This window comes from Streptomyces sp. NBC_01198 (genome assembly GCF_036010485.1).
GTDB lineage: Bacteria > Actinomycetota > Actinomycetes > Streptomycetales > Streptomycetaceae > Actinacidiphila.
Genome location: NZ_CP108568.1, coordinates 1,832,735 through 1,857,620, shown reverse-complemented (window position 1 = coordinate 1,857,620; position 24,886 = coordinate 1,832,735). Strand labels below are relative to the sequence as shown.

The 24,886-nt window shown below is 71.9% G+C and carries 21 protein-coding genes and 1 pseudogene; 3 read left to right on the top strand and 19 right to left on the bottom strand.

Annotated elements, in window-relative coordinates; genetic code table 11:
• The 13 genes from OG702_RS08390 to OG702_RS08335 all read right to left on the bottom strand — a co-directional run bounded on the left by OG702_RS08390 (position 1) and on the right by OG702_RS08335 (position 12,981).
• A complete protein-coding gene (locus OG702_RS08390; RefSeq protein ID WP_327288221.1) occupies positions 1-963 on the bottom strand; it encodes an ABC transporter permease in 963 nt (320 codons plus the stop codon).
• On the bottom strand, positions 950-1,744 hold the full coding sequence (locus OG702_RS08385; RefSeq protein WP_327288220.1) for an ABC transporter ATP-binding protein: 795 nt from the start codon (positions 1,742-1,744) through the stop codon (positions 950-952). Before OG702_RS08385 ends, OG702_RS08390 begins: the two co-directional genes overlap by 14 nt.
• Before the next feature lie 86 nt (positions 1,745-1,830).
• A complete protein-coding gene (locus tag OG702_RS08380) occupies positions 1,831-2,925 on the bottom strand; it encodes an aliphatic sulfonate ABC transporter substrate-binding protein (protein WP_442814699.1) in 1,095 nt (364 codons plus the stop codon).
• A gap of 310 nt (positions 2,926-3,235) precedes the next feature.
• Complete coding sequence (locus OG702_RS08375; protein ID WP_327288218.1) at positions 3,236-4,585, bottom strand: sulfate adenylyltransferase subunit 1; 1,350 nt, start codon at positions 4,583-4,585, stop codon at positions 3,236-3,238.
• Between the two features lie 2 nt (positions 4,586-4,587).
• Positions 4,588-5,523 carry a sulfate adenylyltransferase subunit CysD gene (gene cysD, locus OG702_RS08370; protein WP_327288217.1) on the bottom strand — a complete coding sequence of 312 codons (936 nt, stop codon included), beginning with the start codon at positions 5,521-5,523 and terminating at the stop codon, positions 4,588-4,590.
• Positions 5,520-6,059: an adenylyl-sulfate kinase gene (gene cysC, locus OG702_RS08365; protein ID WP_327288216.1), complete on the bottom strand. Its 540-nt coding sequence runs from the start codon at positions 6,057-6,059 to the stop codon at positions 5,520-5,522. Before cysC ends, cysD begins: the two co-directional genes overlap by 4 nt.
• A gap of 26 nt (positions 6,060-6,085) precedes the next feature.
• On the bottom strand, positions 6,086-6,790 hold the full coding sequence (locus tag OG702_RS08360; protein WP_327288215.1) for a phosphoadenylyl-sulfate reductase: 705 nt from the start codon (positions 6,788-6,790) through the stop codon (positions 6,086-6,088).
• Positions 6,787-6,966, bottom strand: coding sequence for a hypothetical protein (locus tag OG702_RS08355; RefSeq protein WP_327288214.1), 180 nt, complete (start codon positions 6,964-6,966; stop codon positions 6,787-6,789). Before OG702_RS08355 ends, OG702_RS08360 begins: the two co-directional genes overlap by 4 nt.
• Positions 6,963-8,687: a nitrite/sulfite reductase gene (locus OG702_RS08350; RefSeq protein WP_327288213.1), complete on the bottom strand. Its 1,725-nt coding sequence runs from the start codon at positions 8,685-8,687 to the stop codon at positions 6,963-6,965. Before OG702_RS08350 ends, OG702_RS08355 begins: the two co-directional genes overlap by 4 nt.
• A 163-nt stretch (positions 8,688-8,850) precedes the next feature.
• Entirely contained in the window at positions 8,851-8,934 is an 84-nt protein-coding gene (locus OG702_RS35435) for a putative leader peptide (protein WP_442814698.1), read from the bottom strand.
• An 85-nt stretch (positions 8,935-9,019) separates the two neighbouring features.
• Positions 9,020-9,592 carry a GNAT family N-acetyltransferase gene (locus OG702_RS08345; protein WP_327288212.1) on the bottom strand — a complete coding sequence of 191 codons (573 nt, stop codon included), beginning with the start codon at positions 9,590-9,592 and terminating at the stop codon, positions 9,020-9,022.
• Positions 9,593-9,690: 98 nt separating this feature from the next.
• Positions 9,691-10,920, bottom strand: a complete 1,230-nt coding sequence (locus OG702_RS08340; protein ID WP_327293140.1) for a GAF domain-containing protein — start codon at positions 10,918-10,920, stop codon at positions 9,691-9,693.
• A gap of 423 nt (positions 10,921-11,343) precedes the next feature.
• Entirely contained in the window at positions 11,344-12,981 is a 1,638-nt protein-coding gene (locus OG702_RS08335; RefSeq protein ID WP_327288211.1) for an acyl-CoA dehydrogenase family protein, read from the bottom strand.
• A gap of 18 nt (positions 12,982-12,999) precedes the next feature.
• Between OG702_RS08335 and OG702_RS08330 the strand changes: the two genes are divergently transcribed.
• Both OG702_RS08330 and OG702_RS08325 read left to right on the top strand, forming a co-directional pair.
• Positions 13,000-14,220, top strand: a complete 1,221-nt coding sequence (locus OG702_RS08330) for a YihY/virulence factor BrkB family protein (RefSeq protein WP_442814342.1) — start codon at positions 13,000-13,002, stop codon at positions 14,218-14,220.
• Entirely contained in the window at positions 14,217-14,897 is a 681-nt protein-coding gene (locus tag OG702_RS08325) for a helix-turn-helix domain-containing protein (protein ID WP_327288210.1), read from the top strand. Before OG702_RS08330 ends, OG702_RS08325 begins: the two co-directional genes overlap by 4 nt.
• A gap of 96 nt (positions 14,898-14,993) precedes the next feature.
• Here OG702_RS08325 and OG702_RS08320 read toward each other — a convergent pair whose 3' ends face one another.
• Positions 14,994-15,428, bottom strand: coding sequence for a ricin-type beta-trefoil lectin domain protein (locus tag OG702_RS08320; RefSeq protein WP_327293138.1), 435 nt, complete (start codon positions 15,426-15,428; stop codon positions 14,994-14,996).
• Positions 15,429-16,640, bottom strand: a pseudogene (locus OG702_RS08315) (alginate lyase family protein); the annotation flags it as partial.
• Between the two features lie 206 nt (positions 16,641-16,846).
• On the opposite strand from OG702_RS08315, the gene OG702_RS08310 reads away from it, so the two are divergent.
• A complete protein-coding gene (locus OG702_RS08310; RefSeq protein ID WP_327288209.1) occupies positions 16,847-18,097 on the top strand; it encodes a ThuA domain-containing protein in 1,251 nt (416 codons plus the stop codon).
• A 181-nt stretch (positions 18,098-18,278) separates the two neighbouring features.
• Here OG702_RS08310 and OG702_RS08305 read toward each other — a convergent pair whose 3' ends face one another.
• The 4 genes from OG702_RS08305 to OG702_RS08290 form a co-directional block, all read right to left on the bottom strand.
• Complete coding sequence (locus OG702_RS08305) at positions 18,279-19,382, bottom strand: ABC transporter ATP-binding protein (protein ID WP_327288208.1); 1,104 nt, start codon at positions 19,380-19,382, stop codon at positions 18,279-18,281.
• On the bottom strand, positions 19,379-20,242 hold the full coding sequence (locus OG702_RS08300) for an ABC transporter permease (RefSeq protein WP_442814340.1): 864 nt from the start codon (positions 20,240-20,242) through the stop codon (positions 19,379-19,381). The genes OG702_RS08305 and OG702_RS08300 overlap by 4 nt, the downstream gene beginning before the upstream one ends.
• Positions 20,239-21,024 carry a molybdate ABC transporter substrate-binding protein gene (modA, locus tag OG702_RS08295; protein ID WP_327293136.1) on the bottom strand — a complete coding sequence of 262 codons (786 nt, stop codon included), beginning with the start codon at positions 21,022-21,024 and terminating at the stop codon, positions 20,239-20,241. The genes OG702_RS08300 and modA overlap by 4 nt, the downstream gene beginning before the upstream one ends.
• Before the next feature lie 289 nt (positions 21,025-21,313).
• Positions 21,314-24,865 carry a discoidin domain-containing protein gene (locus OG702_RS08290; protein WP_327288207.1) on the bottom strand — a complete coding sequence of 1,184 codons (3,552 nt, stop codon included), beginning with the start codon at positions 24,863-24,865 and terminating at the stop codon, positions 21,314-21,316.
• Between the last annotated feature and the right edge of the window lie 21 nt (positions 24,866-24,886).

Below are 24,886 nucleotides of genomic sequence, written 5' to 3'. Positions count from 1 at the left end.
TCACTGGCTCCGCGCGGTCAGTCCGCGGGAGCGCAGCACCCAGCGCTCCAGCGGACTGAAGATCAGCAGGTCGATGGCGATACCGACGAAGAGGATCAGCAGGATGCCCAGGAAGACGCCCGCCATGTCGGAGCCCTCCCGCATGTTCTCCAGGTAGCGGCCGAGCCCGACGCCCAGGTCGGGCGAGGAGGCGATCAGCTCGGCGGCCATCAGCGACCGCCAGGAGAAGGCCCAGCCCTGCTTCAGCCCCGCCACGTAGCCGGGCAGCGCGGCGGGCAGCAGGATGTACCACGCCCCGCGCAGCCCGGTGGCGCCGATGGTGCGGCCTGCCCGCAGATACAGCGGCGGCACCTGGTCGATGCCGGCCACCAGGCCGTTGGCGATGGACGGCACCGCGCCGAGCAGGATCACCGCGTACATCGTGGAGTTGTTCAGGCCGAGCCAGATCACCGCGGCGGGCACCCAGGCGACCGACGGCAGCGACTGGAGGCCGGACAGGATCGGGCCGATCGCCGCCCGGACCAGCGGCACCCGGGCCACCACCAGGCCCAGCGGGGTGCCGATGACCAGCGCGGCGAGGAAGCCGAGCAGGCCGTGCGAGACGCTGGTCCAGATGATGGAGAAGAGGTCGCCGGCCGTCCACCGGTCGACCAGTTCCTGGCCCACCGCCGACGGGCTGGGCAGCTTCGTCTGGTCGGCGAGCTTGGCCCACACCGCGAGCTGCCACACCACCAGCACCAGCAGCACCGCGACGATCGGCGGCAGCACCTTCTTCAGCAGGACCTGCCCGACCGGTGCCCGCTTGACGGTCACCGCGTCCAGGGCGTCCAGGCCGGCCTCCAGGCCCGCCAGGTCCTGGCTGTCGCGGTCCCTGGGCTTGGCGGCCTCGGGGGCCTCCGGGGCGCCGGCGGCGCCCCTGTCGTCCACGGCGTCCTGCGTGCCGGACGTCTCAGTGCTGGCCATGACGGCGGATCTCCCCCCGCAGTTCCTCGGTGATCTCTACGGACAGGTCCGCCACCGCCGCGTCCTCGATCCGGCGCGGCTGCGGTATGTCGATGGCCCACTCGCGGTTGATCCGGCCGGGCCGGGACGACAGCAGCACGACCCGCTGTGCCAGCCGTACCGCCTCCCGCACGTTGTGCGTCACGAACAGCACCGACACGTCGGTCTGCGACCAGATCCGGGTCAGCTCGTCGTGCAGGACGTCCCGGGTGATCGCGTCGAGCGCCGCGAACGGCTCGTCCATCAGCAGCAGTTGGCTGTCCTGGGCGAGCGCCCTGGCCAGCGCGACCCGCTGCCGCATCCCGCCGGACAGCTCGTGCACCCGCTTGCCGTACGCACCGGTCAGCCGCACCAGCGACAGCAGCCGCTCGGCTTCCGGCCTGCGCTGCTCGCGCGGCACGCCGCGCAGCCGCAGGGTCAGTTCGATGTTCTTGCCCGCGGTCAGCCACGGGAAGAGCGCGTGCTCCTGGAACATCAGAGCCGGCCGGCCGCCGGACGTCGCGATGCTCCCGGCGGACGGCTCGTCCAGCCCCGCGACCAGGTTCAGCAGCGTGGACTTGCCGCATCCCGAGGCCCCCAGGAGGCAGACGAACTCACCCGGCCTGACGTCGAGCGTGATGTCGTCCAGCACGAGCTGCTGGGCGCCGGGCCTGCCGAACGCCTTCGACACATGGTCGAGCCTGGCCGCGTACGCGGCGCTTTCCGCGTGCTGCGCGGCGGCACTGGTGAGTGTGTCGGCCATGGGTGTCACCTCCTGGGGTCCTCGGATCGACGAGCTGGTGGTCGGTTGCTGCTGTCGTTGCGGTCGTACCGGGGTGAGCCCCGTGGCTACTGGGCGCCGAGACCGGCCGCGTCCACCGTCGGCTGGCCCTGCGCCTTCAGCACCTTGTTGAGCAGCGTCAGGTCGTAGATGCCGTCCAGCTTGGGCGCCTTGAGCAGGCCCGCGGACACCGCGTGGTCCGCCTCGGACTTGGCTGTCGCCGCGAGCGGGTCGTCGAGCACCTCGATGGACTGCCACGCCGGGTCCAGGATGTTCGCCGGCAGCGCCTTCTGGGTCAGCTTCTCCAGCTGGGAGTTGGCGTCGGCCTTGGCCTTGTCGGAGTTGGCCTTGATCCAGGCGTTGGTCTTCACCGAGCCGCGCAGCACCGCCTCGACCACGTCGGGGTGGGCGGACAGGAACTTCTGCGACACGATCACGTTGGTGATCACGAACTGCTTGTTCGGCCACAGCGTGCTCTCGTCGAGCAGCACCTTGGCGCCCTCGCTGACCAGCTTCGACGCGGTGGGCTCCGGCACCCACGCCCCGTCGATCGAGCCGTTCTTGTACGCGTCCGGGGTGATCTTGTTGTCGGTGCGCACCACCGACACGTCACCCTTGCCGCTCTGCGCGTCGACCTTCCAGCCCTGCGTCCTGATCCAGTTCAGCAGCGCCACGTCCTGGGTGTTGCCGAGCTGCGGGGTGGCGATCTTCTTGCCCTTGAGGTCGGCCAGGGTCTTGATCTTCTTCGGGTTGACCACCAGCTTGACCCCGCCGGAGGCGGAACCCGAGATGATCTTCAGGCTGGTGCCGTTGGACTTGGTGTAGCCGTTGATCGACGGGGAGGGGCCGATCCAGCCGATGTCGATCGACCCGGCGTTCAGCGCCTCGATCTCGGCGGGACCGGCGTTGAAGGTGGCTTCCTTGATCTTGGTGTCGCCCAACTCCTGCTGGAAGAAGCCCTCCTTGAGCCCGACCAGCGCGGTGGCATGGGTCAGGTTGGGGAAGTAGCCGATCTTCACCTCGTCGGTGGAGAGCTTCTTGGCCGCGGTCGAACCGCTGGGCGCGGTACTCGCTTTGGGGTCGTCGTCCGACTTCTTGTCGGAGCCGTAGCTGCAGGCGGCGAGTGCGCCGAAGAGCAGGGGAAGTGCGGCAGCCACGGCGATGAGTCTGTGGCGCGGTGCGAAGGTACGGGACGCGGGTCGGACTTGCGCAGACACGGGTGTGTCCTCTCGTAAGGCCCGGCGTGTCGCGCGCTAGGGCGCGGCCGGAAGTTCGTCAGGTCTTCGAAGGTGGTGCATCAGCGGGCGCGCAGCGCGCCACGGGCGTACGCCGACGGCCACGGTCGAGCCGTGGTCCGCCGTCATCAGGGTCAGCCCGCACATCGTGCGACCCCGCCCGTGCCCGAGCCGAGCGAGCCGCTGCCGACGCGCCCGCCCTCCTTCGCGAATCCTGAGAACGCTTCCTGAGCCATGTTCAGAAGTCCCATCCCTCTTCGTCTGCCGCGTCGCCGGCCGCCGCGGGCTCCGCGAACGCCTCGCCGGCCATACCGGCGGTCAGCGTCGTGCCGTCCGCCGGGTCGATCAGCACGAAGGCACCGGTCAGCCGCGCGTCGGCGTAGGCGTCGATCGGCAGCGGCTCCGCGGTACGCAGCTGCACCGCGCCGATGTCGTTGACCTCCAGCGCCGCCGGCTCGTTCTCGTGCGCCAGGCCGTGCGACAGGTCGATCCGGTACGGCAGCGCCTTGACGATCGCCTTGACCGTACGGGTGGCGTGCTTGAGCAGCACCCGCTCGCCGATCCGCAGCGGCCGCTCGTGCAGATGGCACACCGTGGCCCGGATGTCCTGGGTCAGCGCGGGCAGCGAACCCGAAGGGGCGATCAGGTCGCCGCGCGAGACGTCCAGGTCGTCGGCGAGCAGCAGCGTGACCGACTGCGGCGCCCACGCGGTGTCCACGCTGCGGCCCAGCGCGTCGATGCCGGAGATCGTGGTGGCCCGCCCCGAGGGCAGGACGGTCACCGGGTCGCCGACCCGCAGCAGGCCGGACGCGATCTGTCCGGCGTAACCGCGGTAGTCGTGGTGCTCGGCGGTCTGCGGCCTGATCACGTACTGCACGGGGAAGCGCGCCGGGCAGTCCGTCAGGTCGTGGCTGACCGGCACCGTCTCCAGGTGTTCGAGCACCGTCGGGCCGCCGTACCAGTCCATGTTCGCCGACGGCTCCACCACGTTGTCGCCGGCCAGCGCGGAGATCGGGATCGCGGTGATCTCCGGGACGCCGAGCGAGGCCGCGTAGGAGGTGAACTCCTTGGCGATGGCGGCGAACACCGGCTCCGCGTAGTCGACCAGGTCCATCTTGTTGACCGCCAGCACCACGTGCGGCACCCGCAGCAGCGCGGCGACCGCGGCATGCCTGCGGGTCTGCTCGACCACCCCGTTGCGGGCGTCGACCAGCACCACGGCCAGCTCCGCGGTGGACGCCCCCGTCACCATGTTCCTGGTGTACTGCACGTGGCCGGGGGTGTCGGCCAGGATGAACCGGCGGCGCGCGGTGGCGAAGTAGCGGTACGCCACGTCGATGGTGATGCCCTGCTCCCGCTCGGCCCGCAGGCCGTCGGTGAGCAGCGCGAGGTCGGGCGCCTCCTGGCCGCGGTCGAGCGAGGCGCGCTCGACCGCCTCCAGCTGGTCGCTGAGCACCGACTTGGAGTCGTGCAGCAGCCGGCCCACCAGGGTGGACTTCCCGTCGTCGACCGACCCGGCGGTGGCGAACCTCAACAGGGTGGTCGCCGACAGCTGTTCGGCGGTCAGCGGGCTCGTGGTGCTGCTCATGGCTAGAAGTACCCCTCGCGCTTGCGGTCCTCCATCGCCGCCTCCGACATCTTGTCGTCGGCGCGGGTGGCACCTCGTTCGGTCAGCCGGGACGCGGCGATCTCGGTGATCACCGAATCCAGCGTGGTGGCGGCGGAGTCCACCGCACCGGTGCAGGACATGTCGCCGACCGTGCGGTAGCGCACCCTCCTGGTCTCCACCGGCTCACCGGACTTGGGACCGCCCCACTCGCCCGCGGTCAGCCACATGCCGTTGCGGTTGAAGACCTCCCGCTCGTGCGCGAAGTAGATCTCCGGCAGCTCGATCTCCTCCCGGGCGATGTACTGCCACACGTCCAGTTCGGTCCAGTTGGACAGCGGGAAGACCCGGACGTGCTCGCCGGCCGCGTGCCGGCCGTTGTAGAGCTGCCACAGCTCGGGGCGCTGCCGGCGCGGGTCCCACTGGGAGAACTCGTCACGCAGCGAGAAGACCCGCTCCTTCGCCCTGGCCTTCTCCTCGTCGCGCCGCCCGCCGCCGAAGACCGCGTCGAAGCGGTGCGCCTGGATCGCGTCGGTCAGCGGCACCGTCTGCAGCGGGTTGCGCACCCCGTCGGGCCGCTCTCGCAGCCGCCCGTCGTCGATGTAGTCCTGCACCTTGGCGACGTGCAGCCGCAGGCCGTGCCGGGCGGCCGTACGGTCGCGCAGGTCGAGCACCTCGGGGAAGTTGTGCCCGGTGTCCACGTGCAGCAGCGAGAAGGGCACCGGCGCCGGCGCGAAGGCCTTCAGCGCCAGATGCAGCATGACGATCGAGTCCTTGCCGCCGGAGAAGAGCACCACCGGCCGCTCGAACTCGCCCGCCACCTCGCGGAAGATGTGCACCGCCTCGGACTCCAGCGCGTCCAGATGCGTGAGCGCGTACGGGTTGTCCCGCTGCTCGGCGTGCCTGACGGTCGCGCTCATATGGTGAGGCCCCTCTCGACGAGCAGCGCGTGCACCGCTGCGGCGGACTGTTCCACCGTGCTGCCGTGCGTCTCGATCCGCAGATCCGGCTTGTCCGGAACCTCGTACGGGTCGTCCACCCCGGTCAGGCCGGTCAGCTCGCCCGCGGCCTGCCGGGCGTAGAGGCCCTTCACATCGCGCACCGAGCACACGTCGACCGGAGTGGCCACGTGCACCTCCAGATAGCCGGTGCCCTGGGCCTGGTGGCGCTTGCGCACCGCCTCGCGGCTGTCGGCGTAGGGCGCGATGACCGGCACCAGCACCAATACGCCGTGCGAGGCCAGCAGTTCGGCGACGAAGCCGATCCGCTGCACATTGGTGTGCCGGTCCTCGCGGCTGAACCCCAGCCCAGCGGACAGGAATTCGCGGATCTCGTCGCCGTCCAGCACCTCGACCCTGCGCCCCTGCGCCCGCAGGGTGTCCGCAAGCGCCGTCGCGATGGTGGTCTTGCCCGCGCTCGGCAGCCCGGTGAGCCATACGGTGGCGCCGGTGGTCATCGGGGTCTCCTGCTCCTGGGACGCCGTCACTGGTGGATACCGCACTCGGTCTTGCCGAGCCCCGCCCAGCGTCCGGCGCGGGCGTCCTCGCCCTCAAGTACCCGCCGGGTGCAGGGCGCGCAGCCGACGGAGGCGTAACCGTCCGTCAGCAGCGGGTTAGTGAGCACCCCGTGCTCTTGGACGTACGCCTCCACGTCGGCCTGCGTCCAGCGCGCGATCGGGGCGATCTTGACCTTCTGCCGCTTGGCGTCCCAGCCGACGACCGGGGTGTTCGCGCGGGTCGGCGACTCGTCCCTGCGCAGCCCGGTGGCCCACGCGTCGTAGCCCTTCAGGCCCTCCTCAAGCGGCGCGACCTTGCGCAGCGCGCAGCACAGGTCGGGGTCGCGGTCGTGCAGCCGGGCGCCGTACTGCGCGTCCTGCTCGGCGACGGTCTGCCGCGGGGTGAGCGTGATGACGTTGACGTCCATCACCGCCGCCACCGCGTCCCGGGTGCCGATGGTCTCGGGGAAGTGGTAGCCGGTGTCGAGGAAGACGACGTCGACCCCGGGCAGTGCGCGGGACGCCAGATGCGCCACGACGGCGTCCTCCATCGAGGAGGTCACGCAGAACCGCGGTCCGAAGGTGCCGGCGGCCCAGCGCAGCACGTCGAGCGCGGGCGCCTCCTCCAGGTCGCGGCCGGCCTGCTCGGCGAGTCCCGGCAGATCCCGGGTCGTATACGGTGCGGTGGTCACGAAGCGCCTCCCGGTGGAGAGTCGGCGGCCGGCCTCCTGGACAGCAGCCCGAGGAACGACAGCTTGAATGCCCGGCTGCACGCCCGGCATTCCCAGGCGCCATGGCCCTCCTCGGACGGGCGCAGGTCCTCGTCCCCGCAGTAGGGGCAGTAGAACGGGGCGGCTCGCTCGGTCATGACAGCGCCTCCTCCGAGGCCCGCGCCGCCCACCGGGCGAAGCGCTCCCCCTCGGTGCGCTCGGCCTGGAAGCGGGTGAGCACCCGCTCGACGTAGTCGGGCAGTTCGGCCGCGGTGACCTTCAGACCGCGCACCTTGCGGCCGAAGCCGGGCTCCATGCCGAGGCTGCCGCCCAGGTGCACCTGGTAGCCCTCGGTCTGCTCCCCGTCGGCCCCGGTGACCAGCTGGCCCTTCAGACCGATGTCGGCGGTCTGGATGCGGGCGCACGAATTCGGGCAGCCGTTGATGTTGATGGCGATCGGCTCGTCGAACTCCGGGAGCCTGCGCTCCAGTTCGTCGATCAGCGAGGCGCCGCGCGCCTTGGTCTCGACGATCGCCAGCTTGCAGAACTCGATGCCGGTGCAGGCCATCGTGCCGCGCCGGAAGGGCGACGGGCGGACCTGCAGGTCGAGCGACTCCAGCCCGGCCACCAGCGACTCGACCTCGGACTCCTCGACGTCAAGCACCAGCATCTTCTGGTCGGTGGTGGTCCGCACCCGGTCCGAGCCGTGGCCCGCGGCCAGTTCGGCGATCTTCGTCAGGGTGGTGCCGTCGATCCGGCCGACCCGCGGGGCGAAGCCGACGTAGTACCGGCCGTCCTTCTGCAGGTGGACGCCGACGTGGTCGCGCCACTGCTGGCGCGGCAGTTCGGGACCGGGTCCGTCGATCAGCTCCCGCCCCAGATACTCCTCCTGCAGCACCTGGCGGAACTTCTCCACGCCCCAGTCGGCCAGCAGGAACTTCAGCCGGGCGCGGGAGCGCAGCCGCCGGTAGCCGTAGTCGCGGAAGATGCCGACCACGCCGGCCCACACGTCGGGGACCTCCGCCAACGGCACCCAGGCGCCGAGCCGTTCGCCGAGCCGCGGGTTGGTGGACAGCGCGCCGCCGACCCACACGTCGAAGCCGGGGCCGTGCTCGGGGTGCTCGACGCCCACGAAGGCCACGTCGTTGATCTCGTGCACCACGTCGAGCAGCGGCGAGCCGGAGACCGCGGTCTTGAACTTGCGCGGGAGGTTCGAGAACTCCTTGTTGCCGATGTAGCGGCTCTTGATCTCGTCCACCGCCGGGGTGCCGTCGATGATCTCGTCCGCGGCGATACCGGCCACCGGCGAGCCGAGGATCGTGCGCGGGGTGTCGCCGCACGCCTCGGTGGTGGACAGGCCCACCGCCTCCAGGCGGCGCCAGATCTCCGGCACGTCCTCGATGCGGATCCAGTGGTACTGAACGTTCTGCCGGTCGGTGATGTCGGCCGTGCCGCGGGCGAACTCCTGCGAGATCTCGCCGATCACCCGCAGCTGCGCCACCGTCAGCCGGCCGCCGTCGATCCTGACCCGCATCATGAAGTAGCGGTCGTCCAGCTCCTCGGGCTCCAGGATCGCGGTGCGCCCGCCGTCGATCCCGGGGCGGCGCTGGGTGTAGAGCCCCCACCAGCGCATCCGGCCCCGCAGGTCGGCGCCGTCGATCGAGTCGAAGCCCGCCTTGGCGTAGATCGTCTCGATGCGCGTCCGCACGTTGAGACCGTCATCGTCCTTCTTCGTCTGCTCGTTGGCGTTGAGCGGAGTGAAGTGGCCCTTGGCCCACTGGCCTTCACCGCGGTGCCGGCTCGTCTTGCGACGGGCGGCGGGCGCGGTCCTGGGCGTACCCCCGGCCGGCGGCTGGGGGGCGTCGGGGCTGGATGCCATGGCGATGCGTCCTTCTGACAGGCTCGAATACGGTCGTTTGATGGCGCGGAAGTACCCTGTGGCCTGGGGAAACGCAGGAAGCGGCGATGCAGGCGCGGCGGATGGCGGGAGACTCCCGTGCATCCACGACGACGGGGATGGCGGAGCGGCGCGAGGGTGCTGGCTAGTCCGCCCGACAGATGGCGCTGGACACACGGCAGAAGTCGACGTGCGGCCGACCTACCAAGGTGATTCCAGTGCGTGACATGACGAAAGCGTGGCATGCAGGTCTCGGGCGAGTCCACCACAATCCACCATGTGGACCAGATAATCTCACGATGCGAGAAGCTGTGTCATGCGTCACTCCCGGCGCCGAGCGGCCGCCGCGGACGCACGCTCGGCATCGCGGTCACCGTGTCGAAGACCCGGAAGCCGCGCCGCCGGTAGTTGTCCAGCGCGTACGGCCCGTCCAGCGAGCAGGTGTGCACCCACACCCGCCGGGTCGCGGGCCGCTCCGGCCAGCGTTCGGCCAGGTCCCAGGCCCGCGCGCTGCCGTACGACAGCAGGTGCCCGCCGATACCGCGGCCGCGGAAGTCCGGCAGTAGTCCGAAATACCCGATTTCCACCACTGCGTCGTCCTGCCCGGCCAGCTCCACGTATCCGGCGGGGGTGCCGTGCTCGTACGCCACCCACAGCTCGGTGCCCGGCCGCTCCAGCAGCTCGCGCCACCGCTCGGGCGGCCAGGGCAGCCGGTCCAGCCACGAGCAGTCCGCGCCCACCGCGGTGTAGAGGAAGCGCCCGAAGTCCGGTGAGGGGACTTCGGCCCGCACGATCCGGACACCGGAATCGGCCGCGGGCGCGGCTGCGGGGCGCAGCTCTTCCTGCGCGGTCAGTTCGAGGGACCAGGTGGTCACGGCGGTGCTCATGCCGCCCACCCTAAGCGGAGGCCGGTACGCCGCCGTGGCCGGATACGGTGCGCTCCGCCCGTCGCCGGGCCCGTGCCGGTCGGCGCGGGCCCGGACCGTCAGCGGGGCCCGCGGGTCGCCAGCACCGCGGGCGCCACCGACTGCGGCAGCAGGTCGGGCCGGTGGTCCGGCAGCACCAGCTCCACCTCCACCGCCTCGGCGAAGCGGTAGGGCCGGTGGGCGAGCACCCCGGCCAGATTCCTGCGCAGCCGCGACATCTCCGCCCGCACGGTCACCGTACGGCTCGGGTCGCCGAAGAGGTCGCCCGCCAGCTCCGCCGCCGTGCGGCCCGCCCGGTGCAGCGCCAGCACGTACAGCAGCTCCGCGTGCCGCGGACTGAGCGCCTGCGACCAGCTGCCCGCCGGGCCCGACAGGGTGACCGTCCAGCCCTCGGGGCGGCTCACGTCGACCACCACCCGGCTCGCCGCCGGCGGCCGCTCCGCGCCGCCCACCCGGATCAGCCAGCCGCCCGGCAGCGGCTCGACCCGGCACACCCCCAGCGCCGGCAGCCACATCTGCCCGGCGGCCGTCGCGGTGGGCAGCGCGATCCGCTGGGCCGGCGCCAGGCCGGTCGCCGCGGCCGTCCAGCCGTTCCGGTCCACCACCAGCGCCTGGCCGCCGATGCCGGCCAGCAGCGGCGCCGCGACCGACCGCAGCCGCTCGACCGCCGCCCAGTGCCGCAGGCGCAGCTCGCCCTCGGCGACCCGCGCCACCGCCGACACCAGCGCCAGCGTCGCCGGGTGCACCGTCGCCGCCGGCCCGCTGACGTCCACCACGCCCAGCAGGCGGCCGTCCCGCGGGTCGTGCACCGGCGAGGCGGCACACGTCCAGCCGTGGTGCGTGCGTACGAAGTGCTCGGCCGAGTGCACCTGCAGCGGCGTGCGGGTGATCAGCGCGGTGCCGATGGCGTTGGTGCCGACCACCTCCTCCGACCAGGACGCGCCCTCGGCGAAGCCCAGCCGGTCGGCACTCCTGCGGACGGCGAGGCTGCCGTCCCGCCACAGCAGCCGGCCCTCGGCGTCGGTCACCACCATGATGTGCCAGGCCGCGTCCGCGACCGAGACCAGGCCCTCGCGCAGCACGTGGAGGACGTCCCCCAGCGGGGTGCTGTGCCTGCGGTGCTCGATCTCGTCGGCGCCGAGCAGGCCGTTGTGCCGGCCGACGTCCGGGTCCACGCCGTGCCGCAGCGTCCGCTCCCACGACGCCCCGATCACCGCGCGCGGCGCCTCGGGCGGCACGTCCCCGGCCAGGGTGGCCGCCCGTACGGAGGCGAGCAGATGCGGGGACATGCGGACGTCGGTCCTGTCCAGCCGCCCCAAGCCGATCGGAAGGTGTGGCACGCCGCCTCCGTTCTGCCGTTCCTGCCATGGTGCCCGGGGGGCGGACCCGGGCGCTCGGCTTTCCTGCAACCGGGTGCAACGGTTGCGCCGGTGAGCGCGTTGGGCGGACCCTGACGCCGCGTCACGGACGGGGGGTGGTGCCGAGTCGGCGCGGCACCACCCCCCTCCGGGGCTCACCCTTCCCCACGACCCCTGCCTCTCCGGGCCCGTCCCGCCGCGTTGACTGGGCGCGCAGTTCCCCGCGCCCCGGAAAAACGCTCACCCTCAGCGCAGAGGGCACCACCTCAGGGGCGCGAGGAACTGCGCGACAAGCCACGGCGGCGGGACGCGGGCGACGCCGCCGCAAGTGGCACCCCCTGGGGCGCGAGGGGCCTACCGGCCCGTGGGGCTGGCCCGGTCCAGGAGGGAGGACAGGTCAAGACCTGTCGGCAACGTGCCGAACGTGGAACCCCAGTCCCCCCCGAGGCGCGAAGCACAGAACGCGTCGGCCACCGCCTCCGGTGCGAACCGGACGAGCAGGGAGCCCTGGAGCACCAGCGCCATGCGCTCGACGATGCGGCGGGCCCGCGCCTCGACGCCGTCGAGATCGCCGAGCTCTGCGAGCAGGTCCTTGACGGCCGCGTCGAGGCGGTGGTCGGCGCCCCTGGCCGACCCCACCTCGGAGAGGAACGCGTCGACCGCGAGCGGTTCGCGTTGAAGCACCCGCAGCACGTCGAGCGCCTGCACGTTCCCCGACCCCTCCCACACCGAATTCAGCGGGGACTCCCGGAAGATCCTCGGCATCCCGGACTCCTCGACGTACCCGTTGCCGCCCAGGCACTCCAGCGCCTCCGCCGCGACGGCGGGACACCGCTTGGTGACCCAGAACTTGGTCACCGCCACGGCGAGCCGCCTGAAGTGCCGTTCCCGCTCGGTGTCGGCGTCGCACGCGGCGGCGAGCCGCAGCACCGTCGTGGTGGCGGCCTCGGACTCCAGCGCCAGGTCCGCGAGGACGTTGCGCATCAGCGGCTTGTCGATGAGCGGCCCGCCGAACGCGCTGCGGTACGTGGCGTGGTGCACGGCCTGCGCGACGGCCTGCCGCATGAGCGCCGCGGAGCCGAGCGCGCAGTCCAGCCGGGTGGCGGCCACCATCTCGATGATGGTGGCGACCCCGCGGCCCTCCTCGCCGACCCGCCGCGCCCAGGTGCCGTCGAACTCGACCTCGGACGACGCGTTGGAGCGGTTGCCGAGCTTGTCCTTGAGCCGCTGGATCGCGAAGACGTTGCGGGTGCCGTCGGGCAGTACCCGCGGCAGCAGGAAGCAGGTCAGCCCGGCCGGCGCCTGCGCCAGCACCAGGAAGCCGTCCGACATCGGCGCGGAGCAGAACCACTTGTGCCCGGTGAGCGCGTACGCCCCCTCCTCGGCCAGCGGCTCCGCCCTGGTGGTGTTGGCGCGGACGTCGGAGCCGCCCTGCTTCTCCGTCATGCCCATACCGAACAGCGCGCCGGCCTTCTCGCCGGCCGGCACCAGCCGCGGGTCGTAGGCGTGCGAGCCGAGCCTCGGCTCCCACTCGGCGGCGATCGCCGGGTCGGTGCGCAGCGCGGGCACCGCCGCGTGCGTCATGGACACCGGGCAGCCGTGCCCCGCTTCCACCTGGGACCAGACCAGGAAGCCGGCCGCCCGCCGCAGATGCCCGTCGGGCCGCGACCAGGCGTCGGTCAGGCCCGCCGTGACGGCGTGGCCGAGCAGCCGGTGCCACGACGGGTGGAAGTCGACCTCGTCGACGCGGTTGCCGTAACGGTCGTGGGTGCGCAGCACGGGGGAGTGCTTGTTCGCCTCCTCGCCCCAGGTCTGCGCCTGCGTGGAACCCGCGGCGGTTCCCAGCAGGGACAGCTCCTCGCCGATCTCCGGCAGCAGGGCCGGATCCGCGTGCCGGGCGACGGCCTCGGTGAGGGCGGTGTCGGTGCTGTACACGTCATAGCCGACCAGGGGTGGGGCCTGGTTCGTCACCGTGTGAGTGGGGGCAGTCATGCCAGCTAACGTAAGGGGGTGCGAGCAGCAGAAGAAAGAAGCCACCGGCGTCCGAGCCGCTGGCGGCGGGCCAGGGTGCTGTACCGCAACGTCTCCAAGCGGAAAGTCGGCTGGCTCCTGCTCAAGGACACCATCGACTCGTGCATGGAGTACCGCGTCACCGGACTCGCCGCCGAGGCGGCCTTCTTCGTGCTGCTGTCCCTGCCGCCGCTGCTGCTCGGCCTGGTGGGGGCGCTCGGCTACGTCGACACCGTCATCGGCCTGGACACCATCGACCACATCCGGCACAACATCCTCAGTGCGTCCTCGACCGTCCTGTCCGACAAGGGCGTCAACCAGCTGGTCAAACCCCTGGTGGACGACGTCTTCCACGGGCGCCGCCCGGACCTGATCTCGCTGGGCTTCCTGATCGCCCTGTGGTCCGGCTCCCGCGCGGTGAACGTCTTCGTGGACACCATCACCATCATGTACGGCCTGGAGGGCCGCCGCGGGATCGTCCGCACCCGGCTGATGTCGCTGGGCCTGTTCGTGGTCGCGCTGGTCCTGGGCGCCGCGGTGCTGCCGCTGATCGTGGTCGGCCCGAACGCGGTGAACGAGCTGGTGCCCGGCACCTCAGGCACCGTGCACGTGCTGTACTGGCCGTTCGTCCTGCTGGCCTCGGTCGCCTTCCTCACCACGCTCTACCACGTCTCCGTGCCGGTACGCGCGCCCTGGTACGAGGACGTGCCCGGCGCGCTCGTCGCGCTGCTGATGTGGGTGCTCGGCAGTTTCATCCTGCGGATCTACCTCACGCACGCGGTGGAGGGCCCGACGATCTACGGCTCGCTGGCCGCGCCGGTGGCCGTGCTGCTGTGGATCGGGGTGTCGGCCTTCGCCGTCCTTGTCGGCGCCGCGGTCAACGCCGGCGTCGACCGCATCTGGCCGTCGCTGGCCACCGCCGCCGCCCGCGAGGAGAACGACCGGCTCAAGGAGGCCGCCGCCGCCGAGGTGGTCGCCCGGGCCGCCGCCCGCCGCGCCCGGCAGGCCGCCGCGGCCGAGGAGGACGACGACCCGCCCGCGGAGTACCCCGAGCGCTGGGTCGACGTCCTGCCGCACAGCGACGTCCGCTCCCGGCTGCGGTCCCGCCGCCCCAAGCCGGAGCCGCCAGCCCCGCTGATACCGCCCCGCACGCCGCGGCCCCTGCCGCCGCCGATGCCCCCGCTCCCGCCGCGGCAGCCGCCGCCCTGGGACGAAGGATGAGCGCCTACCGCGAACGGGCCGCGCTCGCCGCGGGGACGACCCTGTGGACGCGGACCGGCGGCAGCGGGCCCTATCGGGTGCTGCCCGACGGGTGCATGGACCTGATCTGGGACGACGGCACCCTGCTGGTGGCCGGGCCCGACACGCTGGCGCACCTCACCACCGACCGGCCCGGCACCACCTATGCGGGCCTGCGGTTCGACCCCGGCGTAGGCCCCGCGCTGCTGGGCGCGCCCGCCCGCGACCTGCGCGATCTGCGGGTGCCGCTCGCCGACCTGTGGCCCGCCGCGCAGGCCAGGCGGCTGGCCGAGCGGGCGGACGCCGGCCCCGCGGGGGCGCTGGACGCCTGGGCCGCGGAACGCGCCCGTACGGCCGGGCCCGCCGACCCGCTGCCCGCCGCGGTCGCCGCCGCCCTGTCGGCGGGCGGAGCGGTCACCGCGGTCGCCGCCGCGTGCGGGCTCGGCGAGCGGCAACTGCGCCGCCGCTGCGAGGCGGCCTTCGGCTACGGCCCCAGGACGCTCACCCGGGTGCTGCGGATGCAGCGCGCGCTGCGGATGGCCAGGGCCGGCACCCCCTTTGCCCGCGTCGCCGCGGACGCGGGCTACGCCGACCAGCCGCACCTGTCCCGCGAGGTACGGACCCTGGCCGGCGTCCCCCTGCGCGAGCTCGTCCCGTAGCCATGGCCTGGCCCTCAGGCCGGGTGGGCGCCGCCGCGAATGCGCACCCATCTTCGCGGCGGCGCCGTCTTTGGGGGGACGGCCTCTGAGGCGCCGTCAGGCGGTGGGCAGCGTCCAGGACTGGTTGGCGGAACCGGTGCAGGACCAGATCTGCAGCTTCGTGCCGTTGGCCGACGTATTGCCGGTGGCATCGAGGCACTTGCCCGACTGCGGGTTCACCAGCGAGCCGCCGGCGCCGGGTTGCCAGACCTGCGACCCGCTGCCGTTGCAGTCGTAGACCTGGACTTTCGTCCCGTTCGCGGTGCCTGCCGAGGCGACGTCCAGGCACTTGCCCAGCGCCTGGAGCACACCTCCCGTCCCGACCCTCCAGGACTGCGCTCCGCTGCCGTTGCAGTCGTACACCTGCACCGCCGTGCCGTTGGCACTGCTCGCACCCGCCACGTCGACACACTTCCCGCCGAGGCCGGTGATCGGCCCCGCCCCGCCGCTCGGCGGCGGTGTCGGCGGCGTCGTGTCGCCGCCCGGCGCCACATCGGGATTGTCCGCGTTGGTGAGCGTCTCCCAGGCGACGAAGAGGTTGTCGGAGCCGGCGGGGCGGCGTGACTCCGTCAACGTCTGCGTGTTGGTCATCGCGATGCCCATCCGGTTGTGCAGCGCGTTGAAGCCGACCTCGGTGACCGGGCCGAGGCCCAGTGTGAGATGGCCGCCGCACAGCCAGGACGGCGGCGCGGCGCCGAGCTCGTACTTCGACTGGAAGCCGAGCGCCTGCTGCAGGCGCGCACCGACCTGCGGGTACAGGTCCTGGCCCTGGATGTACGCGGTCTCGGCGACGTCGGAGATCGACGCGATGCCGTAACCGGTGTGGGTGAAGTCGCGGCAGGTCTCCTGGGTGAGCCCGTCCACGAAGGTGGACTGCCCCTGCCAGTAGCCGATGATCTGCGACGCGTTGGTCAGGCCGCTGCCCGGCACCGTCTTGGGGAGCGAGCCGTCGGAGCTGAGGTAGATGTATGCCGGGACGCGGTTGAGGTAGCGGGCGATCGCCCGGTCGTAGGAGGCGCCGTCGTCCAGGAAGATGGAGATGCCGACGGCGGCCTCCATCATCGTCAGCTCCCAGTTGCCGTTGCTGTTCGAGCCGTTGATGACCTCGGGCAGGTAGACGTTGCGCAACATGGTGGCGAAGCGTCCGGAGTTGGGCCAGCCGCCGCTGTAGGTGTACTTGATGATCTCGGCCGCCCGCGGCCACACCGAGCCGGCCCAGCCGGTCTGCAGCGGCGCGTTGCTGTTGGTGTGCACGGTGATGGTCGCCGACCAGGCGTCCATCAGCTTGATCGACTCCTGCGCGTAGGCCGCGTTGCCGCTGACGTACCAGGCGAGGGCGTCGGTGTACGCCGCGATGGCGTCCTCGCGCTCGTCCGTACAGCCGTTGTCGGGGTCGGAGTAGGGCCCGCACTCGACCGTGGCGCGCGGCTTGGGGGTGCGCGACAGCGAGGCGTAGGAGCTGGACGTCAGCTGCGTGTAGGCGGCGGCCCAGGGCGCCGCCCCGGCCTGTACCTTGCTGCGCACGTAGTCGAGTTGGGACCTGCTGACCAGAACGCCGGGGTGGACGAAGGCGGTCGGCGCGGCGGCGACGGCGGGCGCGGCGGCGGGCGCCGCAGCCGGGTTCGCGGCCGTCGCGGCTCCGGTACCGGTCACAAGTGCGGCGACCGTGGTCAGCACCGCTGCTGCGGCGATCAGACCGGGCATTCTGCGAAACCGGTTACTTCGCGGGGTGTCGGGATTTCTGTGCAGGAATCCTTGCATGGGGGGCTCCTTGACGTCGGGATGGACAAGCGTGGGGGAGCGTCAGGATGGTATGGACCATAGGTCATTGACATGAACAGCGTCTAGACCTTTGAATCCTGCCTACAGGCGCACGTCCCCCCCACCGTCGCGCACGAGGAAGGCCTCCCATGGTCAGAACCCGTACCCCACATCCCCGCGTCCTGATACGCCTGTTCGCCCTGCTTGCGGTGCTGCTGGCCGCGTTGACCGCTCCCGCGCACCGGGCGCACGCGGCGGCTCCGGCGTTCAAGGTGCTCGCCTTCTACGACGGCACCTACGACGCGGCGCACATCAGCTTCGTGCACGAGGCGAACGCCTGGTTCCCGCAGCAGGCCGCGGCCAACGGCTTCTCGTACACCGCGACCAACGACTGGAACCAGCTCAACACCGCCAACCTGGCGAACTACCAGGTCGTGATGTTCCTCGACAACTACCCGCAGACCGCGGCCCAGCGCAGCGCGTTCCAGACGTACATGAACAACGGCGGCGGCTGGATGGGCTTCCACGTCTCGGCGTACAACGACCAGACGCCCAGTGACTGGTCCTGGTACCACGAGACCTTCCTCGGCACCGGGACCTTCAAGTCCAACAGCTGGGGCCCGACCTCGGAGACGCTGCGGATCGAGGACCCGAACCACCCCGCGACGGCTGGCCTGCCGTCCACCATCACCTCGTCGGTCAGCGAGTGGTACAGCTGGCAGCACGACCTGCGGCAGAATCCGGACATCGACATCCTGGCGTCCATGGACCAGTCCACGTTCCCGATCGGCACGGACCCCAACCAGACCTGGTACAGCGGGTATTACCCGATCGTGTGGACCAACCACAACTACAAGATGATCTACAACAACTTCGGGCACAACGCGATGGACTACGCCACGAACACGACGCTGTCCTCGACCTTCGCCAGCGCACAGCAGAACCAGCTCCTGCTGCAGGGGCTGCGCTGGCTCGGCGGCCAGTCAGGGCCCGTCACCCCGCCCCCCGGCAGCGCGACCGGCCCGATCCACGGCTTCGGCGGGAAGTGCGTCGACGTGGCGGGTGCGAGCAGCGCCAACGGCACGGCGGTGCAGCTGTACGACTGCAACGGGACGAACGCGCAAGCCTGGACCGTCGGTTCAGGCGGCACGCTGAAGGCGCTGGGCAAGTGCCTGGACGTGGCGTCGGCCGGGACCGCGAACGGGACGAAGGTGCAGGTCTACGACTGCAACGGCAGCGGGTCGCAGGTCTGGCAACCCGGCGCCGGCGGCTCGCTGGTGAACCCGCAGTCGGGCAAGTGCCTCGATGCCACCGGCAATACGTCGGCCAACGGCACGAAGCTGCAGATCTGGTCCTGCACCGGTTCCGCCAACCAGTCCTGGACGCTGCCCACCGCCTGACGGCGCCTATGGGTGCCTACGGGTGCCTCAGGGGCTGCCCCTTGCCCCTGCCCGGCGGCTGACCCGCCGTCGTGGCTTGTCGCACAGTTCCCCGCGCCCCTACGGGGCACGCCTCCCCTGCCCCAGAGGGCAGGTCTCAGGGGCGCGGGGAACTGCGCGGCCTCGTTCCGAAGCCCGGCCGTCAGGCCGGGTAGGCGTGGGTCTGGGCCGCCTTCACCGACGCCCATGCCGAGCCGCCTGGCTCAAGCGCGAGTTCGGCGACGGCGACCGTCGTCAGGTCGGCGGCCAGCGGGAGTCCGGCCGCCGGGCCCGAGCCGGTGAGGGCGACCCGGATCTGGTCGCCGTGCGACTCCATGCCGACCACCTCCGCCGGCCAGGCGTTGCGCGCGCTGGACTCGGGCCGTTCCCGGTGCAGGGTGACCGCGCTCGGCGGGAAGGCGACGAAAGCCGGCCCGTCCACGGTGTCGGTGCTGGTCAGTTCCAGGCCCGGCGCCAGCCGGACCGTGTGTCCTGTGGCGTCGCCCTGGTAGAGGTTCAGGCCGACCAGCCGGGCGATGTAGTCCGTACGCGGCCGGCGGGCGATCTCCGACGGCGTGCCCTGCTGGACCAGGCGGCCCTGCTCGATCACCATCAGCCGGTCGGCCAGTACCATCGCGTCCAGCGGGTCGTGCGTGACCAGGACCGCCACCGCCTCGAAGTCGGCCAGGTGGCGCCGCAGTTCGGCGCGTACGTCGAGCCTGGCGCGCGCGTCGAGCGCCGCGAGCGGTTCGTCGAGCAGCAGCAGCCGCGGCCCGGTGGCCAGCGCGCGGGCCAGCGCGACGCGCTGGGCCTGGCCGCCGGACAGCCGGCGCGGCTTGGCACCCGCGTGGTCGGCCAGGCCCATCCGGTCCAGCAGGCCGGCGGCCAGCGCGCGCGCCGCGGCCCGCGGCATCCCGTGGCAGCGCGGCCCGAAGGCGACGTTCTCCAGCGCCGTCAGATGCGGGAAGAGCAGGTAGTCCTGGAAGATCACCCCGACCGGGCGGCCCTCCGGCGCGGTCCGCCGGCGCAGCGCGGGCTCCTCCAGCGTCTCGCCGTCCAGCCGCAGATGCCCGCCGGTCAGCGGGGCCAGTCCGGCCAGCGCCCGCAGCGCGGTGGTCTTGCCCGCGCCGTTCGGGCCGAGCAGCGCCAGCACCTCGCCGGGCCGTACGCTCAGCGTGACGTCCAGGGTGAAGGCGCCCCGGTCGAGGACCAGATGGGCGTCGAGCCCGTCGCAGCCCGCGGTGAGGGCCGGCCCCGTGCCGTTCATGCGACTCCCACCCCCGTCCACCGTTCGCGCAGCCCGACGAGCACCGCCAGCGACACCGCGAGCAGCACCAGGCTCAGTGCGATGGCCGCTGCGGGGTCGTCCTGGAGGGCCAGGTAGACCGCGAGCGGCATCGTCTCGGTGCGCCCGGGGAAGCTGCCCGCGAAGGTGATGGTCGCACCGAACTCGCCCAGCGCCCGCGCCCACGCCAGCACCGCCCCCGCCGCCACCCCCGGGGCGATCAGCGGCAGCGTCACCCGGCGGAAGGCGGTGAGCCGGGAGGCGCCCAGGGTGGCGGCGGCCTCCTCGTACCGCGCGTCGGCGGTGCGCAGCGTGCCCTCGACGGTGATCACCAGGAAGGGCATGGCCACGAAGGTCTCGGCGATCACCACGCCCGAGGTGGTGAAGGGCAGCGTGACGCCGAACGCCGAGTCCAGCCAGCGGCCCACCACCCCGTTGCGGCCGAGCGCCAGCAGCAGCGCCACACCGCCGACGACCGGCGGCAGCACCAGCGGCAGCGTGACCAGGGCCCGTACCAGGCGCCGCCCGGGGAAGGTGGTCCGCGCCAGCAGCCAGGCCAGCGGTACGCCGAAGACCAGCGATGCCGCCGTGGCCAGGGTCGCGGTCTGCAGCGACAGCCGCAGCGCCTGCCACACCGCGGCGCCGGCCAGCTGGTGGGGCAGGCCGCGCCAGGGCGCCCTGATCAGCAGGGCGACCAGCGGGAGCAGCAGGAAGACCAGGCCGATCAGCGCGGGCAGTACGAGCGCGACCGGCATCCGGCCGCTGCTGCGCGCACCGGCGCGCGGGCGGCCGCCGGGAGCGTCCCGGCGGCCGCCCGCGGCGGTGGGGGAGTGGTCCGTCACGGATTCAGGAAGCCCGCAGCGGTCAGCACCTTCTGGCCCTCGGCGGACTTCACCAGCGCGATGAAGGCCTGCGCGGCCGCCTTGTTGGGCGCGTCCTTCAGCGCCACGATCGGGTAGGCGTTGATGGCGTTGGCGGACTCGGGGAACTGCACACCGTCCACCTTGCCCGCCGCGGCCTTCACGTCGGTCTGGTAGACGACCGCCGCGTCGACCTCCTTGAGCTCCACCTTGGTCAGCGCCGACTTGACGTCCTGCTCGTAGGACACCGGGGTCAGGCTGAGCCTGCTCGCGGTCAGCGCCTTCTGCGCCGCCGAACCGCACGGGACGGTCTTCGCGCACAGCGCGACCTTCAGGCCGGACTTGGTGAGGTCCTTGAGGGTGGCGATGTGGTCCGGGTTGCCCGGCAGCGTCGCGATCTCCAGCTGGTTGCGGACGAAGGTCGAGGGCGCGCCCTGCCCGTCGCCGGCGTCGGTGACCGTCTTCATGGTCGTCGGGCTCGCGGCGGCGAAGACGTCGGCGGGCGCGCCCGAGGTGATGCTGGCGGCGAGGGCGTCGCTGCCGGCGAAGTTGAAGGTGACCTTCGTGCCGGGGTAGGCGCTCTCGAACTGCTTGCCGAGCGCGGTGAATGACTCCTTGAGCGAGGAGGCCGCGAAGACCGTGACCGAGCCGCTGAGCTGCGGTGACGCGCTCGCCGAGGTCGAGTTCGCGCCCGCGTTGGCGGGGGTGGCGGTGTCGGAGGACTTGTCGTCCGAGGAGGAGCAGGCAGTGAGCGCCAGCAGCATCGCGGCGCCACCCAGGGCCAGCTGCACGGCCTGGCGTCGCGCGGAACGGGTTGTCACAGGAAGTCTTCCTCTCTGCCGCACGCAGACGTGCGGATACCAGGATCATAATTCCGCAGGTGCGAGGAGGAAGTCTGCTGGCACATTGCATAAGCCAAACAGTTCGGCCACCAGGCCTGGCTTGTGCGATCACACAATCGCCGCTGCCGGGCCCGGCGGCCGGTACCGCCCGCGCTCCCGTGCCGGGACAAGCCCGGGAGCGCGGACGGCGTCCGAAGTGCCGGTCAGCCGGTCAGCCGGTCGCCCAGCTGGTCAGCCCGGCCCCGTAGGCGTACAGCGGATTGCCGTACGTGGTCGGCACCGTCTGCCCGGCGTCGATCTTCGCCCGGATGTCGGCCCGCTCCGCGGCGGTCGCACCGAGGTCGTACGGGAGGTCCCACGCCTCGTTCGCGTCGGCCTGGTTGTCACCGCCACCGGGCTTGAGCACCTGGTCCAGGCTGCGCGGCAGCTGCCACGGCAGCTTGCCGTGCGGGGTGAAGTCCCCGAACAGCAGGCTGGCCGTCGCCGGGCCGACCTCCTCGCCGCCGCGGTAGGTCACCACGATGGCGTCGGCCAGGTTGTTCCAGTCGCTCACCACGATCGGTCGGGGCAGTGTCAGCACGACCACCACCGGGATGCCCTGGTTCTTGAAGTCCTGGATCAGGGCCAGTTGGTCGGCCGGCAGGTACGGCTGGGTGTCCGGCCAGGACGTGGCGTGCGTGTACGACGGCTCGCCGACGTTCACGATCGCCAGCTTCGGTGCGGGACCGGTGTCCTGGTAGACGTTGACCCCGGCTGTCGCCGCTCTCGCCTTGATCGCGTCGAGCATGTCCAGCGAGCCGTAGTCCGGGTGGAAGTAGCTCGACCAGATGCAGCAGGCGGCGCCGTCGGTGGCCCGCGGACCCGCGACCACGATGTTGTCGCCCGACTTGAGCTTGACCGGGAGCACGCCGTCGTTCTTCAGCACGGTGTCGGACTCGCGGGCCGCCTGGTTCGCCAGCGCCACGTAGCTGGGCTGGTGGAAGCGGTACGGGCCGTTCACCGGGTCGCCGTAGGGGTGGTCGAAGATGCCCAGCTCGAACTTGAGCTTGAGAATCCGCGTCACCGCGTCGTTGATCCTGGCCAGCGGCACCTGCTGCTCGAAGCCCGCCATGGTGAAGCCGGTGGCGCCCGGGTCGGCGCCGCCCATCACGTCCGAGCCGGCGTTCGCCGCGTTGACCCAGGCACTCGACGGCAGCCAGTCCGTGGTGATCAGACCGGTGTAGCCGAGGTTCTGCCGCAGGTAGGTGAGGATCTTCGCGCTGTCACCGGCGCCGGGACCGCCCGGGTCGAGGTACGAACTCCCCGCGTAGCCCGGCATGATGTTGACCGCACCGGCCTCCATCGCCGCCCGGAACGGGATCATGTGGTACTTGATGGTGACGGCGTCGTAGACGATGCCCGCCTCGCCGCCGGCGCCCTCGCCGGGCCAGTGCTTGACGGTCGCCAGCACCGAACCCGGGTTCAGCTCCGGGCCGCCCTGCAGCCCGGCGACCAGCGCCCGCAGTTGGGCCGCCGCCACGTCGGCGTTCTCGCCGCCGCCCTCCTGGATGCGCGGGTAGAGCACCTTGGTGCCGACCTCGGCGAGCGGTGAGAGGGTGCCGCGCGCACCGACCTCCAGCTCCTCCTTGCGCTGCATGTCGCCGAGCTTGTAGTCGAGCGGGTAGTCCTTGCCCGCCGCCAGCGTGCTCTGCAGCGGATACGTCGTCTGGTAGCCGGCCGTGGTGTCGCCCGCCGAGACCGGCGGGATGCCCAGCCGCGTCGCGGCCGTGGAGACCAGCACGTTGTTCAGGTCGGCCGGTTGCGCCGGGCCGAAGTGCCAGCCGGACATCGGATACGTCTGGACGTTGTAGAACATCTGATAGGCCTTCTCCTCCAGCGTCATCCGGCTGAGAAGGTCGCTGACCCGGGTGTCGACCGGCTGCCGCCAGTCCTCGTACGGCTCGATCTGGCCGTCCTTGTTGAGGTCACGGGCGCCGTTGACCACGTTGACGCCGTCCGCCACCTGCTCGACGTCCGGCAGGTAGACGCTGAACGTGCGGATGGCGGAGGTGGTCTTCGCGCCCGAGCCGGACACCGCGACCACGAACCACTTGTACGTCCACCGGTCGGTGATGTCCCAGGTCGGCGTGTAGCTGGTGCCGGTGGGTTCGGCCACCTTGGTGTAGAGGTCGAGCAGGTTGCCGGACGCGGTGAAGTCGTAGTCGGTGCGGCTGATGTTGATCCACACCTCGTAGTGGGCGGTGCCGCCGACCGCGTTCCAGCTCAGCGGCGGGCGGCGGGTGGTGGTGACCATGGCCTTGTCCGCCGGGGCCGCCAGCTGGAACTGGCCGGTGGTGGCAGGGGCCTTGGTCGGCGCCGAGAGCAGCGGCGGGGTCGCGGTCGAGGTGTCGACCGTGCCGTAGACCTGGAACTCCCACAGCGAGTAGCCGTATCCGGAGCTGCGGGCGGTGCCGGTGAAGCGGACGTAGCGGCCCTTGCCCGTCACGGGCAGCTTCTCGACGCCGCCCTTGCCGGTGGTGGTGGAGTACAGCCGCGTCCACGTCGTGCCGTTGTCCGAGATGTCCAGGTGGTAGCCGGTCGCGTACGCCGACTCCCAGTTGAGCACGATCCCGCTGAGGGTGCCGGTACCGCCGAGGTCGACCTGCAGCCACTGGTCGTCGGTGTACAGGCTGGACCAGCGGGTGGTGGTCCGGCCGTCGAGGGCGGCGGCCGGGGCGTTGGCGCCCTCGTAGGACGACGCCGAGACCTGCTTGTAGGCGGAGATCACCGAGCCGGAGAAGTCACCGCCGCCGGGGTTGCCCGGGTCGGTCGGCGAGGTGGGCGGAGTACCGCCGCCGCCACTGGTGTGGACCTGGAACTCCCAGAGGGAGTAGCCGTATCCGGTGGCGCGGGCGGTGCCGTAGAGCCGGATGTAGCGCCCGGAACCGTTCACCGTGAGCGTCTGGACGCCGCCGGTGCCCGCGGTGGTGGAGTAGGCGTCGGTCCAGGTCTGCGCGTTGTCCGAGACCTGGATCTTGAAGGCGGTGCCGTACGCCGACTCCCAGTTGAGCACCACCTGGCAGACGGTGGCGGTCGCGCCGAGGTCGACCTGCAGCCACTGCGGGTCGGCGGCGGCGCTCGACCACCGGGTGCCGGCGTTGCCGTCGACGGCGGCCGAGGCGGGGGTCCCGGCGTTCTCGGTGGACGACGCGGTGGCGGTCCTGCCCTGCGCGGCGTTGTCGGTGCCGCAGCCGGCGGTGCCTGTGGTGCCGGTGGTGCCGTAGACCTGGAACTCCCAGAGGGAGTAGCCGTATCCGGTGGCGCGGGCGGTGCCGTAGAGGCGGACGTAGCGGCCGGAAGCGTTTACGGGGACCGTCTGGGTGCCCCCGGTCGCGGTGGTGGTGGAGTAGGCGTCGGTCCAGGTCTGGGCGTTGTCGGAGACCTGGATCTTGAAGGCGGTGGCGTAGGCCGACTCCCAGTTGAGGGTGACGGAGCTGAGGGTGGCGCTGCTGCCGAGGTCGACCTGGAGCCATTGGGGGTCGGCGGCGGCGCTGGACCAGCGGGTGCCGGTGTTGCCGTCGACGGCGGCCGAGGCGGGGGTCCCGGCGTTCTCGGTGGACGAGGCGGTGGCGGGCTTGCCCTGCGACAGCAGCGAGGGGGCTGCGTTCGCGGTGCCCGAGGTGGCGGTGATCGCGCCGGCCACCACGACGACGGCCGCCACCACGGCGGCCAGTAAGGGTCTTCTGCGTCGAAGACCGCGCAGGAAGAGGGACAGGAGGCTCATGTGCATCTCCATGGGGGGTGT

Bases quoted from the DNA above. Each gene is read 5' to 3' on its own strand.
- OG702_RS08390 (WP_327288221.1), bottom strand. From the start codon at position 963: ATGGCCAGCACTGAGACGTCCGGCACGCAGGACGCCGTGGACGACAGG.
- OG702_RS08385 (WP_327288220.1), bottom strand. From the start codon at position 1,744: ATGGCCGACACACTCACCAGTGCCGCCGCGCAGCACGCGGAAAGCGCC.
- OG702_RS08375 (WP_327288218.1), bottom strand. From the start codon at position 4,585: ATGAGCAGCACCACGAGCCCGCTGACCGCCGAACAGCTGTCGGCGACC.
- cysD (WP_327288217.1), bottom strand. From the start codon at position 5,523: ATGAGCGCGACCGTCAGGCACGCCGAGCAGCGGGACAACCCGTACGCG.
- cysC (WP_327288216.1), bottom strand. From the start codon at position 6,059: ATGACCACCGGCGCCACCGTATGGCTCACCGGGCTGCCGAGCGCGGGC.
- OG702_RS08355 (WP_327288214.1), bottom strand. From the start codon at position 6,966: ATGACCGAGCGAGCCGCCCCGTTCTACTGCCCCTACTGCGGGGACGAG.
- OG702_RS08350 (WP_327288213.1), bottom strand. From the start codon at position 8,687: ATGGCATCCAGCCCCGACGCCCCCCAGCCGCCGGCCGGGGGTACGCCC.
- OG702_RS35435 (WP_442814698.1), bottom strand. From the start codon at position 8,934: ATGTCACGCACTGGAATCACCTTGGTAGGTCGGCCGCACGTCGACTTC.
- OG702_RS08345 (WP_327288212.1), bottom strand. From the start codon at position 9,592: ATGAGCACCGCCGTGACCACCTGGTCCCTCGAACTGACCGCGCAGGAA.
- OG702_RS08340 (WP_327293140.1), bottom strand. From the start codon at position 10,920: ATGTCCCCGCATCTGCTCGCCTCCGTACGGGCGGCCACCCTGGCCGGG.
- OG702_RS08335 (WP_327288211.1), bottom strand. From the start codon at position 12,981: ATGACTGCCCCCACTCACACGGTGACGAACCAGGCCCCACCCCTGGTC.
- OG702_RS08325 (WP_327288210.1), top strand. From the start codon at position 14,217: ATGAGCGCCTACCGCGAACGGGCCGCGCTCGCCGCGGGGACGACCCTG.
- OG702_RS08310 (WP_327288209.1), top strand. From the start codon at position 16,847: ATGGTCAGAACCCGTACCCCACATCCCCGCGTCCTGATACGCCTGTTC.
- OG702_RS08305 (WP_327288208.1), bottom strand. From the start codon at position 19,382: ATGAACGGCACGGGGCCGGCCCTCACCGCGGGCTGCGACGGGCTCGAC.
- modA (WP_327293136.1), bottom strand. From the start codon at position 21,024: ATGCTGCTGGCGCTCACTGCCTGCTCCTCCTCGGACGACAAGTCCTCC.
- OG702_RS08290 (WP_327288207.1), bottom strand. From the start codon at position 24,865: ATGAGCCTCCTGTCCCTCTTCCTGCGCGGTCTTCGACGCAGAAGACCC.